General features: G+C 48.2%; 13 protein-coding genes. 8 read left to right on the top strand and 5 right to left on the bottom strand.

From position 1 onward, the window contains the following. Positions 1 to 2: 2 nt before the first annotated feature. Both P2W70_RS28970 and P2W70_RS28965 read left to right on the top strand, forming a co-directional pair. Entirely contained in the window at positions 3 to 911 is a 909-nt protein-coding gene (locus P2W70_RS28970; RefSeq protein WP_276485071.1) for a S66 peptidase family protein, read from the top strand. 154 nt (positions 912 to 1,065) lie between these two features. Further along, entirely contained in the window at positions 1,066 to 2,001 is a 936-nt protein-coding gene (locus P2W70_RS28965) for a hydrogen peroxide-inducible genes activator (RefSeq protein WP_276485070.1), read from the top strand. 60 nt (positions 2,002 to 2,061) lie between these two features. Here P2W70_RS28965 and P2W70_RS28960 read toward each other — a convergent pair whose 3' ends face one another. From P2W70_RS28960 to P2W70_RS28950, 3 genes are all read right to left on the bottom strand, one after another. Further along, positions 2,062 to 2,874: an alpha/beta hydrolase gene (locus P2W70_RS28960; RefSeq protein ID WP_276485069.1), complete on the bottom strand. Its 813-nt coding sequence runs from the start codon at positions 2,872 to 2,874 to the stop codon at positions 2,062 to 2,064. Next, the gene (locus P2W70_RS28955) at positions 2,875 to 3,663 is read right to left on the bottom strand and encodes an alpha/beta hydrolase (protein ID WP_276485068.1); all 789 of its coding nucleotides are present in this window, start codon (positions 3,661 to 3,663) and stop codon (positions 2,875 to 2,877) included. 135 nt (positions 3,664 to 3,798) lie between these two features. Continuing rightward, positions 3,799 to 5,787 carry a KUP/HAK/KT family potassium transporter gene (locus tag P2W70_RS28950; protein ID WP_276485067.1) on the bottom strand — a complete coding sequence of 663 codons (1,989 nt, stop codon included), beginning with the start codon at positions 5,785 to 5,787 and terminating at the stop codon, positions 3,799 to 3,801. A 459-nt stretch (positions 5,788 to 6,246) separates the two neighbouring features. Here P2W70_RS28950 and P2W70_RS28945 point away from each other — a divergent pair, with 459 nt between their 5' ends. The 5 genes from P2W70_RS28945 (at position 6,247) to P2W70_RS28925 (ending at position 12,063) form a co-directional block, all read left to right on the top strand. Beyond that, positions 6,247 to 7,785, top strand: coding sequence for a hypothetical protein (locus P2W70_RS28945; protein WP_276485066.1), 1,539 nt, complete (start codon positions 6,247 to 6,249; stop codon positions 7,783 to 7,785). A gap of 18 nt (positions 7,786 to 7,803) precedes the next feature. Beyond that, positions 7,804 to 8,787, top strand: a complete 984-nt coding sequence (locus P2W70_RS28940) for a DUF6427 family protein (RefSeq protein ID WP_276485065.1) — start codon at positions 7,804 to 7,806, stop codon at positions 8,785 to 8,787. 261 nt (positions 8,788 to 9,048) lie between these two features. Beyond that, positions 9,049 to 9,504: a protein-disulfide reductase DsbD domain-containing protein gene (locus P2W70_RS28935; RefSeq protein ID WP_276485064.1), complete on the top strand. Its 456-nt coding sequence runs from the start codon at positions 9,049 to 9,051 to the stop codon at positions 9,502 to 9,504. A 12-nt stretch (positions 9,505 to 9,516) separates the two neighbouring features. After that, positions 9,517 to 9,966 (top strand): protein-disulfide reductase DsbD domain-containing protein, encoded by a 450-nt coding sequence (locus P2W70_RS28930; protein WP_276485063.1) that lies wholly within the window; start codon positions 9,517 to 9,519, stop codon positions 9,964 to 9,966. A gap of 90 nt (positions 9,967 to 10,056) precedes the next feature. Further along, on the top strand, positions 10,057 to 12,063 hold the full coding sequence (locus P2W70_RS28925; RefSeq protein WP_276485062.1) for a protein-disulfide reductase DsbD family protein: 2,007 nt from the start codon (positions 10,057 to 10,059) through the stop codon (positions 12,061 to 12,063). A gap of 55 nt (positions 12,064 to 12,118) precedes the next feature. Here the strand turns inward: P2W70_RS28925 and P2W70_RS28920 are convergent, their stop codons facing one another. Both P2W70_RS28920 and P2W70_RS28915 read right to left on the bottom strand, forming a co-directional pair. Next, entirely contained in the window at positions 12,119 to 12,358 is a 240-nt protein-coding gene (locus tag P2W70_RS28920; RefSeq protein ID WP_276485061.1) for a hypothetical protein, read from the bottom strand. 390 nt (positions 12,359 to 12,748) lie between these two features. After that, entirely contained in the window at positions 12,749 to 13,330 is a 582-nt protein-coding gene (locus tag P2W70_RS28915) for an RNA polymerase sigma factor (protein WP_276485060.1), read from the bottom strand. 337 nt (positions 13,331 to 13,667) lie between these two features. Here P2W70_RS28915 and uvrA point away from each other — a divergent pair, with 337 nt between their 5' ends. Further along, positions 13,668 to 16,469 carry an excinuclease ABC subunit UvrA gene (uvrA, locus tag P2W70_RS28910; protein ID WP_420832404.1) on the top strand — a complete coding sequence of 934 codons (2,802 nt, stop codon included), beginning with the start codon at positions 13,668 to 13,670 and terminating at the stop codon, positions 16,467 to 16,469. The last annotated feature ends 105 nt before the right edge of the window (positions 16,470 to 16,574 follow it).

Raw genomic sequence — 16,574 nt, 5'->3', positions numbered from 1 at the left:
GTATGGTAAAAACTCCTCCTTATTTAGTACCGGGTGATACGATCGGCATTACCTGTCCCGCAGGTTATATGGATGCTGACAAAGCGCAAACCTGTATCGACGTTTTGCAACAATGGGGATACACTGTAAAAGTGGGCAAAACCCTGGGTAGTGATTCAACCAATTATTTCTCTGGTACGGATGAGGAAAGGCTGGCAGATTTTCAGGCCATGCTGGATGATGATTCGGTAAAGGCGATACTATGTGGCCGCGGTGGATATGGCATGGGGCGCATCATCGATCACATCAACTTCAAAGCATTCAAAAAGCAACCCAAGTGGATCATCGGGTTCAGTGATATTACCGTGTTGCATGCACATATTTACAGCAACTACAATATCGCTTCTTTACATGCCCCGATGGCAGCAGCCTTCAACGATGAAGGGTTCAAAAACGAATATGTACAGTCGCTGAAGCATGCTTTTGAAGGCAAAACGGCACGCTATCATTGTGAACCGCATGAATACAACCAAAAAGGAGAAGCGATTGGTGAACTGGTCGGTGGAAATCTTTCGTTGCTGGCGCATATCGTTGGCACCCCTTCCGATGTCAAGACTAAGGGCAGGATCCTCTTCCTGGAAGATGTAGGCGAATACAAATACAATGTCGACAGGATGTTGTACCAATTGAAGCGGGCTGGTAAGCTCGATAAGCTGGCAGGTCTTGTCATTGGAGGGTTCACCGACAATAAGGATACCGAGCGTCCTTTTGGCAAACCCATCTACGACATCATTCACGAGATCGTACAAGAGTACGACTATCCGATCTGTTTCAACTTTCCCGTCAGCCACGAGGCGCCCAACTACGCCCTGAAGGTAGGAGTAGGGTACAAGCTTAAGGTAGGCAAGCAGCGGGTTTCACTGGAGGAGTAAAAAAAATGGACGCACCAGACCTCTCCGATGCGCCCTCCATTGTGTAACCTATATAACCAATCAGCCAAGCCAATTCGATTATTAATGCAAAACTTCGTTTATTTTGCCGATAAATCTAATTGATTAATCGAATCGACTCATAGAGGGACTCTATATGACATTTGTACAACTGGAATACGTCGTGGCGGTAGATATCTGCCGGCATTTTGCCATGGCAGCCAACCGGTGTTATGTAACGCAACCCACCCTCAGTATGCAGATCCAAAAACTGGAAGAGGAGTTGGGTGTCAAGATCTTCGATCGAAGCAAGCAACCTGTAGTGCCAACAGAAGCCGGTGTGGAGATCATCGAACAGGCACGAAAGATCCTGGCCGAGAAAAACGTGATCCAGGAGATCGTGCAAAACAAGAAAGGAATCCTAACCGGTGAGCTGCGCATCGGTATCATCCCCACCCTGGCGCCTTACCTGCTGCCCCTCTTCGTGCAAAGCTTCGCCAAGAAATATCCCCATGTAAAGCTGATCGTGCAGGAAATGCTGACCGAATATGTTATCAGCCGGTTAAGAGAAGGACGTATCGATGTAGGTATTGTGGTGACGCCGCTCCAGGAAAAAGGGATCAAAGAGCATGTATTGTTTTACGAAGAGCTGCTGGCCTATGTGGCGAAGAAGAATGTTGCTTATAAAAAAACGTATGTGCTGGCGCAGGACATCGATCCGGAAAAGCTGTGGCTCATGGAAGAAGGGCATTGCTTTCGATCACAGATCGTGAACCTATGTGAATTGCGCAAGTCGAGCGAAATGAGCTCCCATTTTGAATATGAAGCTGGTAGTATTGAAGCCTTGCGCCGGATGGTGGAGTTGAATGATGGGATCACTATTTTGCCCGAGCTCACTACCCTCGATATGGACCCTAAGCGGCTGCAAATGGTCCGTCATTTTCAGAAGCCGGCGCCCATGCGGGAAGTAAGCCTGGTGGTGCACCGTGATTTTGTGAAGAAGCGGCTGATAGAAGTGCTGAAAGAAGAAGTGCTGGCGGGCATGCCCGATAAGATCAGAAAGAATAAGAGCGCCAACGTGGTACCTATCTAAGGATACAAGTGATCTTCTATACCGACCGCACCAGGCAAAGCCCGGTGCGGTCTTTTTTTTTTAACGGCTTAGCAGGGAGTCGAGCGCCTGCTGATAGGGTTTGAAGGCCGACAGGTCGTTGTGGCTGCCGCCTTCTATCTCGATAAACCGGTCATTTGGCTTTAAGTATGGCTGCAATCTGCGGGCATTGCTGATCCTGATCACACCATCATTGGTACCATGGAATATTGTAACCGGTGCGGTCACCTTTTGCATATATTGCCAGGTAGGGATCTTTAGGCGGATCAACCTTTCGTAGGGGTAGATGGGCAGGTAACTGGACATGATGGAAGGAAAGCTATAGTAAGGTGCTTCGAGCAGCAGGTATTTGCAATCGCGTATGGATGCCAGCTGCGTCGCTATACCAGAGCCCATCGATCGTCCATACAGTACAATGCTATCGGGCGTGTAGCGGGCACGGGCCAACTTATACAAGGTGAGGGCCCAATCGTACAAACCTTGCTCAGTGAGCGTTCCGGAGCTTTTACCGTATCCGGGATAGTCGATCATCCATACTTCATAGCCGTTCCTGGTAAATGCCGGAGCCTGGTTGGCATAGTGACCAATGTTTTGCTTATTGCCGTGAAAATACAATACCACGCCCTTCGGTACACTATCCTTCGTCGTGAACTGTATCACATTCATATTTACGTCGGCCGCATATGGGATATTGACTTCCCGGTAGGGATTGGGGAAGGCGTAGTTGCTGTCGATGCTGACCGGCTCAGGTTGCAACATGATCTTTTCCTGCCCATAGTAGATAACAATGCCACCGAGGCAATAGACCATGATCAGGATGCTGACCCAACTGGGAATTCTACTCTTTTTCTTCATTTAATATTTCAGGATGTCCCGGACAAAATTGTGGTATTCGGGGAACGAAGGTAAGTTATTATGCATTCCACCATGAATGCGGATGAGGGTGATCTTTGTTGGGTTGATGGCCTGCAGGTTTTCGCTGTGGCGGATGGGAATTAGCCAGTCTTTCGTACCATGAATGATGTAGGTATGGCAGTTGACATACCGTATCCAGCGATCGGAGCGTAGATGGTACCGCAGTACATACCGTACGGGCAGGATGGGCAAAAAGCGCTCTACTACCTTGCGGAAATTATAATACGGGGCGTCGAGGATCAGGTAACGGGGCTTGTTGTCTGCGGCAATTTTACAGGCAAAACCGCTGCCGATGCTGCGGCCGTACACGATGATGTGATGTTCCGGGTAGTCTTTCGTGAGGGCGGTATACACAAACTGCATATCTGACAGCATTTCTTTTTCGCTGCGTTTGCCGGTGCTTTTGCCAAATCCGCGGTAGTCGACCATGACCACATCGTAGTCGTACCGGTAGAAGTCGCGGGCGTATTTCGCCCAACCTTTGATGCTGCGGGAGTTGCCGTGGAAGTAAAGAATAAGCCCTTTGGGTGCTGCGCGGTAAAAGTGCAGGCCATTGATGCGTACGCCCGGTTCTACGTCAAAGAACAGCTCATGGAAAGGAACGTCAAATTTGAATTTGAAATCGGCCGGTAGTCGCTCTGGTTTGAAAATGAACCGGTCTTGCAAGAGCCAGGCGGCTATTGTCAGCAACGCAATTCCTCCCAATATGTACCAGACGATGACAGGCAAGGCGATGACCGGTTTTGGTGTGTCGTAATAGAGCCTTGTCTGAAGATACAATAAACCCCTGAGTGTTTGCTGTTGCAAAAGCCCAGGGGTTGATGAGGTGCAGGCAGCTGGCGGTGAGCCGGTGGCCTGGTATCTTTAAAATTGTTCGTCGGGGTCGTACACCCGTTTGAGGTTCGGGTTGTTGACAGGGGCCACGATGAGCGGAAATTTCTCGACCGTTACGTTGGCCGTATCCAATCCGAATCCGCGTTCTTCCGAGAGGCTCCAGTCTTTGAGGGTGAAGTGTAGTTTCATGATCAGCCTTTCGATGAAAGGCAGTTCATTGTCCTGGCTCAGGTATTTTTCCATCACGATGAACTGGAAGTCGCCCACCACATTGTTCCTTTCCAGGCTTTCGTAGCGGCTGGTGATGTTTACTTCTTTGTTGGCTACCAGGTCGGCCACAACTTTCCGGAACATGAGGTTGATGCGTGGCTCCATGCGGAAACCTAGGCGGAACTCCACCCGTATGATATCGTTGGGGATGATATGGTCTACTTTGTACTCGCAGGTGTACGGATCATCGAGTGTGTCGACATGTACAAACCAATAGATATCGGCCCTTTTGGGCTTCTTGTTGAGGATCGAGTAAATGATCTTGTGCTCGATCTCCTTAGGATTATTTGCACTGGTGAGGTATACCAGGTGGGTAGCATACTTGGGAACGGTTTTGTCGTTGCTGAGCTCCTGGATCTGGGGGATATAATGCTCCAGCCGTACAAACTCCACATAGCGGTTCTTGATCTTGCGGCTGCGGAACCAGATGTACATCACGGCAAACATGATACCGCCAACAATGAGGGTGATATAGCCACCGTGGGTGAACTTCTGCAGCAGGGCGATCAGGTAGGTGATCTCGATGGCGATGTAGCCCGCGAGGTAAATATAGATATAGGTCGACTTGACCCGTTTGGCCACCAGGTAGTTGGCAAACAGAATGGTCGTGGTGAGCATGGTGAGGATGATGGCCAGGCCATAAGCTGCCTCCATGCGGGAGGATGTCTGGAAGTAGACGACCATGCCGACACAGCCAAGGAACATCATGAGGTTGAGGCTGGGGATGAACAGCTGCCCCTTTTCTTCGGAAGGGTAGCGGATCTTGAATTTGGGCCACAGGTTGAGGCGCATCGCTTCACTGATGAGGGTGAAGGAGCCGGATACCATGGCCTGGCTGGCGATGATGGCGGCGGTGGTGGCGATCACCACTCCTACGATCACAAACCATTGAGGCATCAGGTCGTAAAAAGCATTGATGCCAAGCGTCTTTTTGACTTCCGCCGTTATTTGTAAACCGGTGTGGTGCTTCAGCAAAGAAGCGCCCTGACCGAGGTAGTTGAGTAATAAACAGGTCTTTACAAAGATCCAGGATACCCGGATATTGCCTTTTCCACAATGGCCCAGGTCACTGTACAGGGCTTCCGCACCCGTGGTACAAAGAAAGACGGCGCCCAGCAGCCATAATGCGTTCGGGTAGGTATGCAGGAACTCGATACCATAGTAGGGGCTGAAGGCCCGCAGGATCGTAATATCGTCAAACAGGTGCCAGGTTCCCAGAATGGCGAGCATGGAAAACCAGATCAGCATGATGGGGCCGAAGAGTTTGCCGATAGAGGCGGTACCAAATTGCTGGAGGAAGAAGAAGAGCGCCAGGATGGCAATAACGATGTAAATGATGTAATGGTCTATTTTGCCTTCCAGTGCGGGTATCTTTTGAAGGCCTTCGACGGCGGAGGTGATCGAGATGGGCGGGGTAATGATACCATCGGCCAGTAGAGCTGCCCCGCCGATCATGGCCGGTATGACCAGCCATTTTCGCTGCCTCCTGACCAGCGCATACAGTGCGAAAGTACCCCCTTCCCCCCGGTTGTCGGCTTGCAATACAAGTATTACGTACTTGACGGTGGTTTGAAGGGTGATGGTCCAGATGATACAGGAAAGCGCTCCGATAATGAGGTCTTCGTTGATCACCCGGTCGCTGATAATAGCGTTGAAAACGTAGAGCGGGGATGTGCCAATGTCGCCATATATAATACCTAATGCAACTACCAGCCCTGCCGCGGTCACTTTGTTAATCTGTTTGCTCACTGTAGTGTAGCTTATCCCGTTTCAAAGGGTTTAACAATATCGTCAATTACAATGCCGGGTTACAGGAACCCGGCAGAACAAAGGTATACGTAAATAAATGAATTGTCTGCATCATTTATTGTGGGGCGATTTATGCAATACGCTGTACCGGCACATCCATTGACCAGAACCGCGAAAAGTACATCGGGTCCAGGCCGTTAGGAAAAGGCCGGGAGGTCGGCCGGGTTTATCGTTTTCTTATGCCAGGCGGGGGGCTGGCAGCCTTTCTGTGTTTCTATCCGTCTATAGGTTGGTGGGGGTGCCTCACAGGACGCAAGCCGGAGCGCGTGTCCCGAATGCTTTCATCCACCAGCAATTACCACAAATACAAATACTTAAAATTATATGGAAATTTTGGGCAGGCGTACTACAATCCTTAATTTGGCATGCAAGAATGTGCTAATGCATTGCAACTCCACGATGAAAAATCAACTAATTGGCTCGTTGCTGGCCTTTGTCCTGATCGCCTGTTTTCCGCTGATATCTTCTGCTCAAAGAATTTATTATTCAGAATCGGAACGCGACGATAGCCGTCGTACCAACTTCGAGATCATTGGCAAAGTGGGCAATAATATTCTGGTGTTCAAGAACAACCGGACAGATAATGCTATCAGTGTATACGATAACGAGATGAAACTGGTGGAGCGGGTGAAGCTCGACTATATGGACGACCGGTGGATCAATGTCGATTTTGTACCCTTCACCGATCACCTGTGGATGATCTACCAATTTCAGCGTAAAGGAGTGGTATACTGTATGGGCGTAAAACTGAACTCCCAGGCCAAAATGCTGACGGATCCTGTTGAGCTGGATACGACCCGCATTGGGTGGGCAGCCAGCAATAAGATCTATACGACGGTATTCAGTGATGATAAGAGCAAGATCCTGGTGTTCAAGATCAACAGCAAGAATCCCAACAACTTCCTGTTCACCACCCTGTTGTACAACAATGAGCTGCAGTTGCAGCAAAAGCACCGGATGTCGCTGGCCATGGAAGAGCGGAACGATTATTTCACAGATTTCCTGGTCGACAATGATGGGGATATGGTGTTTGGCAAGTATATCCGGAAAAGTGGCAGTGATTTCGTGTCGGATGTGCGGCTGATAAGGAAGAAAGCAACGGAGGAGCAGTTTGTGATTTCCGACCTTAAAATCGGAGAAAAAGTGCTGGATGAGGTAAAGATCAAAATAGATAATACCAATCGGCGTTATATATTCACTGCCTTGTACTATAAGCAGAAGCGGGGGAATATCGAGGGATTGTATACAGCGGTCTGGGACAAAAGCTCCGATGCGCTGTTGCGGGAATCGAACCTGGCCTTTTCGGAAGACTTGCGCCGGCTGGCGAAGGGGCCTGATGCCAACCTGCGACTGGCCTTCAACGATTATTTCATTAAGAATATGATCGTGAAGCGCGACGGCGGTTTCATCCTGATCGGAGAGTCGATGTACACGACTTCCCGCGGTGGGGCTTTTAACCGGTGGGATTATTACAACTGGAACAGTCCCTGGGCATCCCCGATGTATTATAATTATTATTCCCCCTATTACAATTCCTGGGGGTCACCCTGGAACCGGTGGGGGAATGGATCGCAGAACACCCGCTATCATGCGGAGAATATCATGATCCTGTCGTTCGATAAAGACGGGAACCTGGAGTGGAACAATGTGATACCGAAGAGCCAGTTTGATGATGAGGGTGAAGGATTGGTATCACACCAGATTATGAATACAGGTGGAGAGTTGCATTTTCTCTTTAATCTGTATGAGCGTCGTACCTTGCTGCTGAATGACCAGAGCATCGGACCCGAAGGTCAGATCACCCGCAGGCCAACCCTGAAGGGGCTCGACCGGGCGATCGAGTTCATGCCGCGTTATGGCAAGCAGATCAGTGCCCGCTCTATGATCATTCCCTGTCAGTATCGGAATTATTTAACGTTCGCCAAAGTTGATTTCTAACCCTTCTATCCATATCCAGTGACTGGCCTTTTTAAACAGAAGAATTCCGGCAACATCCTGGTGTTGCTGATTTATGGTCTCGTTCTTAAGTTTGGTATGCTGCTGCATCCGATGCCTCCCTTGCGGCAGCCAGACGATCATTTCGTGTATATCTGGTTATTGGATTTCCTGGCGCCCTTGCATTTCCCGCCCATCATTTATACCCTGATCACGTTTTTCCTGCTGTATAGTCAGGCCATTATGTTCAATAAGGTCTGCAATGAACAGAAGATGATCGCCCGGCCCAATTACCTGCCGGGCATGGCCTACCTGCTCATTACCACGTTGTTTATCGAGTGGAACCATTTTTCGGCGCCGTTGCTGATCAACTCGTTGCTGATCTGGATCTACTACCGGGTGAGTGTTTTGTACAACTCCAACAAACCGGGGGCGGCCATTTTCAATGTGGGCCTGCTGACCGGGGTGGTGACGCTCATGTACAAACCTGCCATCGTGTTTGCCGTCTTTTTGCTGGTGTCGCTGTTTATCATGCGCCCGCTGCGGGTACGCGAATGGCTGATCGGCATACTGGGTATTACAACACCATATTATTTCCTCGGAATCGTCTTGTTCCTGACCAACCAGTGGGATTGGAAAAAGATACAGCCCAATATTTCCTTCAACCTGCCGGTGATGCCTTCCTCCATCACCGTAACGGTGAGCATAGCCTTGTTGATCTTTCCTTTTATTATTGGCGGCTTCTTTGTGCAGAATAACCTGACGAAGATGTTGATCAACGTGCGCAAAAGCTGGAGCCTGTTGTTGGTGTTCCTCATCGTATCGATGCTGATCATCGTGGCCAATGGGGGTAACAACTATGTAAACTGGCTATTGTGTGCCGTACCGTTGACGGCCTTTCATGCTGCTGCCTATTTTTATCCCACGCGTACCTGGTTTGCTTCGGCATTGCATTGGATTATTTTTGGATGGGCTCTGTATATTGGCTACTGGACGCAGGCCTAAGTCGTATTCAACTTAATGTAAATCAGCTACTTGCATTTTCTGCAGCGTCATTTGCAACAGTTGTCGTTTTGGGCAACCCCAGCTGATTCGTTCTGTAATGGATTCGTTGTGAATCCATTCCGGTGCTGGTCAAAGACCTGGGTATCCGGGAAAGGTTACTGCCTATAACGGGTTAATCGCAGGAGACAGAGTCATTTTAAAGAAAAATTAAGATAACCTTTAGTACATTGCTCCTCATTTTCTGTCTTAATAGAAACATTCATGATGAAGAAATACCTGTTACTCGTTTTGGCTGTTGTTGGTTTTGCTGGTGCTTTTGCGCAGGAGAAACCTGTTAATTGGACATTTACCGCTAAGAAGATAGCCGATAAGACCTATGAGGTACACCTGACCGCCACCATTACCGGCGACTGGCATATCTATTCTCAAAATGTAGGCGTTGATGGGCCAGTACCGACGACGTTCTCTTTCAACAAAAATCCCTTGCTGACAGTAGATGGCAAACCCAAGGAGTTGGGCAAGCTGATCAAGAAAAAAGAAGATGTTTGGGATGGTGTGGTGAATTACTACGAGCATACCGTCAACTTTGTACAGGTCGTAAAAGTAAAGGGAGCCGCCAAGACCAACCTGGCTGGTAAAGTGGAGTACATGGTATGTAATGATGAAAAATGCCTTCCTCCTGCTGAGATCAACTTCTCCGTAAACATCGGTGGATAAGCAGCCTGACATATGAAAAAACAACTACTTTCCCTTTTTGCTGTTATGATCGCTACTGCTTCGCTGGCCCAGGATAAAGTAAACTGGGTGCAGAGTGCCCGTAAACTGGCCGACGGGACTTTTGAGGTCCATCTTAAGGCTACGATCGATGCCGGCTGGCACCTGTATTCTCAAAATGCGGGAGCAGATATGCCGGCGCCCACACTTATCTCCTATACCAAAAATCCTTTGCTGACGCTCAATGGCAAAACCAAGGAGGCTGGTAAGTTGATCACCAAACATGAAGACGTGTTGGACGGGGTAGTGAACTACTACGAAAAGACGGTCGATTTTGTGCAGGTAGTGAAGGTGAAGGGTAGTGGTAAGACCAATTTGGCCGGTAAGATAGAGTTTACCTTGTGTAATGACAGGACCTGTTTACCGCCGAAGACTTATGTTTTTTCAGTGGGCATTGGAGGATAGTAAGACGTATGCAGAACTAAAAATATTTGATCAATATAAACGGGTTCCTGTGCAAGGAGCTCGTTTTATTTTTTCTCACAGCTACAGATCATGAATAAAAAAATCTACTTAGTAGGGGTATTCATTCTTTTATCACTTACTCGTTTATGGGCGCAGGATTCCATAGCCACCCATGTCCAGTGGCAGTTTCAGGCCTTGAAAAAAGCCAATCACGAATATGTGCTGACCCTTCAGGCTACGGTACAGCCAGGATGGCGCCTGTTTTCAACGACCGCAAAAGACGACGAACTCAATACGCGTGTTGTTTTCGACAGTGCAACTACTGCGAATATCACCAGTCAAACGGTGAGTGAGATTGGTAAGTTGCAACAGGCCAAAGAGCCGCTTCTTGACAATATGAACATTAAGTTCTTTGAAAATGAGGCGACGATCATGGCTACAGTGCAAGTAAAAGATGGATTGAAGAAGATCAGGGGTACGGTTACCTATATGGTGATGAAAGGAGAAGAAATTCCCAGCCCGGTCGAGGCTCCCTTTTTATTTGTGATCAATTCGGCTACCGGCGATATCAGCGTGCAGGCAGGCGGTATTCAGGAATCGGCTGAAGCTGCAAAAGAGCTCAAGCGCGAAAATATCGACCTCAACAATCCGGTTAATAACTGTGGAGGTACAGGTATAGAAGACGATCGTTCGAAGAGCCTGATGGGTATTTTCATCCTGGGTTTCCTGGGCGGTCTTATCGGCTTGTTGACACCCTGTGTTTTTCCCATGATCCCGCTGACCGTATCCTTCTTCACGAAGCAATCGCCTTCACGTAGTAAGGGCATTTTCAATGCCGTCATGTACGGGGTATTCATTCTACTGATCTATGTGATCCTTAGTATCCCCTTCCACTTTGTGGGAGCCAGCAACTCGCAGGTGTTGAATACGATCTCTACCAATGTTTGGCTTAACCTCTTCTTCTTTATCATATTTGTCGTATTTGCGTTGTCGTTCTTTGGGTTATTCGAGATCACCATGCCGAGCGGACTGGCCAACAAGGCGGATGCCAAAGCCAGTTCCGGTGGCCTTATCGGCATCTTCTTTATGGCGTTGACACTGGCGCTGGTGTCTTTCTCCTGTACTGGTCCTATCCTCGGTTCCTTGCTGGCAGGCTCGCTGTCGAGCGATGGCGGTGCTATGCAGTTGACAATGGGCATGGCAGGGTTTGGCCTCGCGCTCGCTTTGCCATTCACCATATTTGCTTTATTCCCCAGCCTGTTGAAGTCATTGCCACGTTCTGGTGGCTGGCTTACTTCGGTAAAAATCGTGCTCGGTTTCCTGGAGTTGGCGCTGGCCGTTAAGTTCCTCTCCAATGCCGACCTGGTTGAGCACTGGGGTATTCTTAGACGGGAAGTGTTCTTTGCGATCTGGATTATCATCGGTATCCTGCTAACACTTTACCTGTTCGGTATCCTGCGTTTCAAACACGAAGGCAAGCCTAAGCTGACCAAGGTCCGTATCGCATTAGGTATCCTGTTTGGTGCATTTACCCTGTACCTGGTACCCGGCCTCACGAATTCAAAGTATGCCAACCGTTCATTGATCAGTGGGTTCCCTCCACCGCTTACCTATAGTATCTATGGTAAAGATGCATTCAAAGGTGTGGAGGCGCAGGTAGTGAACAATTATCAGAAGGCGCTGCAGCTGGCTAAACAACAGAGCAAGCCAGTGTTGATCGACTTCACCGGATGGGCTTGTGTGAACTGCCGTAAAATGGAAGAAAATGTGTGGCCTACACCGGAGATCAAAGAGTTGATCGAGAAGGAATATGTGCTGGTGTCGCTGTATGTGGACGATCGCGCCAAGCTGCCAGCTGATGAGCAGTTTAAGTATACTTTCCACGATGGCTCGGTTACAGATATTGTCACAGTTGGAAATGTCTTCGCAGCGATGCAGAGCATTAATTTTGTCAACAGCTCTCAGCCATTGTATGTATTGATCTCACCTGATGAGCAATTGCTGACCCGCCCTGTTGGTTATACGCCCAGTGAAAAGGAATACCTCGAGTGGTTAAAATGTGGGCTGGAAGCTTTCAAAAAGGTGCAAAAGAAATAAGCTTGCAATAAGAAATTGATATACGAAGGACCCGCGAGGGTCCTTTTTTTGTGGCCTATGCCAGGCCGGAGTCTTCGTAAATGTCTTTCAATGGGATGCCAACCTGTATTGTTTGTATCATCAGGGAGGAATCAATGTCTTTGTATTCCTGCAGTTCCCAATGACCGGTAGAATGGATATAAAAGGCAGATACGCTTATAGCGGTTGAATCGATCAGGATGTATTCTTTGAGTAGTGAGGGAATGCTTCCCTGCTGTTGATTATACCTCCCGGATTTGCGTGTAGTGGCAATCATTTTGCACACTGGGAAACGACCTCCCTCATAGGGAGATCAAATCTTAATCGAATCTTTAAGACGGGCGCGCAATAACGTTATTGGGGTTGATAATGAGTGTAATAGGAGCTCAATAAGGCATTTCTACTAAAATGGCACGGTGCTTGAAATGTAGTAAGTATAGAGCATAAAAAAATCCCCGCTCTATATGTGGTAGAGCGGGGATCAATTAGGCGTCATTCTGTTCCAGCCTTCCGGCGGCAAGCAATGTCATTATTCAAAGGTCGGAGGGAGGGCCAGAATGACAGTATCTTTCCAGTCTCGTTTGGTTTGGTCACAAAGCTAATTAGTTATCCGTTCCCAATTATACGGTACTCGTTAAACTTTTGTAAAGAGACAGGTAAAATTATACTATAGGGCGATCTTTTTCTGCATCATCATTTTACGCAGGTTGATGAGCCCGTAACGCATTCTTCCCAGCGCTGTATTGATGCTACAGTTGGTAAGAGAAGCGATCTCTTTAAAGCTCAGGTCTGCATAATGACGAAGAATGATCACTTCACGCTGGTCTTCAGGTAACAGATCCAGCATTTGGCGAACACGATCGTGGCTTTGTTTTTTCATCATCTTCATGTCGGCACCTTCTTCAGTGAAATTGATCACCTCAAAGATGTCGCGGTCATCGCTCGTACGGATAGAAGGCGTACGCTTAACCTTTCTGAAATGATCTACGCACAGGTTGTGAGCAATACGCATTGCCCAGGGTAAAAACTTACCTTCTTCTGTGTAACGGCCACCACGAATTGTGTCGATGATCTTAATGAGAACGTCCTGGAAAATATCTTCAGCCAGATATTTGTCTTTAACCAGGAAAAGAATGGAAGTGTACATTTTGTCCTTGTGACGAAGCACTAAGGTCTCAAGCGCATGCAGGTCTCCGTCCTGGAAATCCTGGATGAGTTCATGGTCGGTCTTTTTGCGTAGTAAATTCATAAACTTCTACGGTTTTGAAGGTGATAGGATATTTTAAATGAATGGATTTTGTATTGAACGGCTTTTCTGTGTAGAAGTGACAATGTCGATAGGCAGTAAAATTTTAGTTTTCCTCTTTATTGTACAAATTACCAATTAAAGATAGAGAGTTTTTTCAATAAACAAAACTTTAAGAGAACTTTTAAACTTTTTATGCACTCAGTGGTAAATAGTTATACCTATTGACATATCGCAAATGCCGACAGTGCCATCCTGATATTAACAATATCTAATATTATTCACAAAACATATTTGAATCAGTTCCCGACCTTTTGCAATACTTTTGTGATCCTTTCTTATGCCTACTACAGCGAAAAAAAACGAGCAAGAAAAATCCATCCGGCCAGTGAAAGCTTTTGATAATATTTTTATCAAAGGTGCCCGGGTTCACAACCTGAAAAATGTTTCAGTAGAGATACCGCGTAATAAATTGGTGGTGGTGACTGGTGTTTCCGGTTCCGGGAAGTCTTCCCTTACTATCGATACCCTCTTTGCCGAAGGACAGCGACGCTACGCCGAAAGTCTTAGTGCATACGCCCGCCAATTTATGGCCAGGATGGTAAAACCAGATGTTGATTTTATTAAGGGTCTTTGTCCGGCCATTGCCATCGAACAAAAGGTGATCACCCGTACACCACGGTCAACCGTGGGCAGTATGACCGAGATCTATGATTACCTCCGTTTATTATATGCCCGCGCCGGCAAAACCATTTCTCCGGTCTCTGGCAGGGAAGTGAAGAAAGACGATGTGAAAGATGTGGTGGAAGCCGTCAGTAAAATGAAAACGGGCGACAAGGTACTCATCCTGATCCCGTTCAAACAGCACACCCACCGCAATGTGCAGGAGGAGTTGAACATCCTCATGCAAAAAGGCTTTTCCCGCTTGTACGATGGTGCCATCCTGCGCATCGAAGACCTGCAGGCAGATGCCGATTGGAAGCCGGCAAAAAATACCTATGTATTGATCGACCGACTGGTGGTAAAAGATTTTGATGAAGACGATCAGCATCGCATAGCAGATTCCGTGGGAACCGCTTTTTACGAAGGGGAAGGTGCCCTGACCCTCGAGGTCAATGGCAGCCAGTACCTCACCTTCTCTAATAAGTTTGAACTCGACGGTATCGTGTTCGAAGAGCCGGTACCCAATCTCTTCTCCTTCAACAACCCATTCGGCGCCTGCCCTACCTGCGAAGGTTTTAGCCAGGTGCTGGGTATCGATAGCGACCTGGTGATTCCCGATAAACGACTGAGCGTGTATGAAGGCGCGGTAGCTCCCTGGAAAGGGGAGAAACTGGGCTGGTGGAAAGAACAGTTTATCAAAGGCGCCAAAAAGATCGACTTTCCCATTCATAAACCCATCATCGATCTCACCAAGGCACAATACAAAATGTTGTGGGAAGGCAGTGGCGGTGTATTGGGAATCGACGATTTCTTCAAAGAAGTAGAACAAAACCTGTATAAAGTACAATACCGTGTATTGCTGTCGCGTTACCGCGGTCGTACACTTTGCCCCGATTGCAAAGGTTATCGCCTGCGTAAGGAAGCCCTGTATGTACAGGTGGGTGCCAGCCATATCGGTGAGTTGTGCGAAATGCCGGTCAAAGACCTGGTTCAATGGTTCGAGAACCTTCACCTGAGCGAATACGACCAACAGGTGGCAAAACGTGTATTGGTAGAGATCAACCACCGGTTGAAGACGCTCATGGATGTGGGCCTGGGTTACCTTACCCTCAATCGCCTGGCCAACTCGCTGTCGGGTGGTGAAAGCCAGCGTATCCAATTGACACGTTCGCTCGGCAGCAACCTGACTGATTCATTGTATATATTGGATGAGCCCTCTATTGGTCTCCATTCGCGCGATACGGAACGCCTCATTCGTGTGTTGAAAGAACTACGTGACCTGGGCAATACCGTGGTGGTGGTAGAGCACGATGACATGATGATGCGGGAAGCAGATCATATCATCGATATGGGACCACTGGCTTCGCACCTGGGTGGTGAAGTGGTAGCATTCGGTAATTATGATGAACTGATCGCCAATCCCAAGAGCCTTACGGGTAAATACCTGAAAGGCGAATTGACCATCGAGGTGCCTAAGAAGCTCCGTAACTGGAACCGCTCCATCAAGGTGGAAGGTGCCCGACAAAACAATCTCCAGGATCTTACAGTCGAATTTCCGCTCAATACCCTCTGCGTAGTAAGCGGAGTAAGTGGCAGCGGTAAGACGACGCTGGTAAAACAGATATTATACCCTGGCTTGCAAAAAATAAAGGGTGAGTTTGCCGATAAGGTAGGCCTCCACAAAGCAATAACCGGTGATATCGAATACCTGTCGCAGATAGAGATGGTGGATCAGAACCCCATCGGTAAATCGTCCCGTAGTAACCCCGTTACCTATATCAAGGCTTACGATGAAATCCGTGATCTCTATGCCCGGCAGCCTTTGTCGAAGATCCGTGGTTTTCAACCAAAGCACTTTTCCTTCAATGTTGATGGTGGTCGTTGTGACACCTGTAAGGGAGAGGGCGAACAAGTCGTAGAAATGCAGTTCCTCGCCGATGTACACCTCACCTGTGAGGTATGTGGTGGCAAGAAGTTCAAGGAAGAAGTGCTGGAAGTGACTTATGAAGGCAAGAGCATTTATGATGTGCTGGAAATGGGGGTCGATGAATCGCTCGAATTCTTCAAGGCAGAAAAAGACATCATACAAAAGATAAAACCCCTGAGTGATGTAGGGTTGGGGTATGTGAAGCTGGGGCAATCGTCCGACACCTTATCGGGTGGTGAAGCACAACGCGTAAAGCTGGCTTCCTTCCTGGGCAAGGGTAAAGCACAGGGGCATATCCTGTTTATCTTCGACGAGCCCACCACCGGCTTGCATTTCCATGATATCAAGAAGCTATTGACCTCTTTCAATGCCCTGATCGATCAGGGACATTCCATCCTGGTGATCGAGCACAATATCGACGTCATCAAGAGCGCCGACTGGATCATCGATCTTGGTCCGGAGGCGGGTGATGGTGGCGGCAGTCTCGTGTATGCAGGCGTTCCCAACGGACTAAAAAAGATCAAGGAAAGTCATACAGGACGCTTTCTGTAAGCTATTACTGGCTGGGCCCCGCCCAGCCAGGCCCTCGTGGCGCTGCACCTGGACAAAGGACTGCATGCCCCTTTGTAGGAGGACTGGCTACTAAAAGACGGTAAT

The sequence above is a fragment of the Paraflavitalea pollutisoli genome, from assembly GCF_029360705.1.
GTDB classification, from domain to species: domain Bacteria; phylum Bacteroidota; class Bacteroidia; order Chitinophagales; family Chitinophagaceae; genus Paraflavitalea; species Paraflavitalea pollutisoli.
This window is presented reverse-complemented; position numbering and strand designations above follow the sequence as displayed.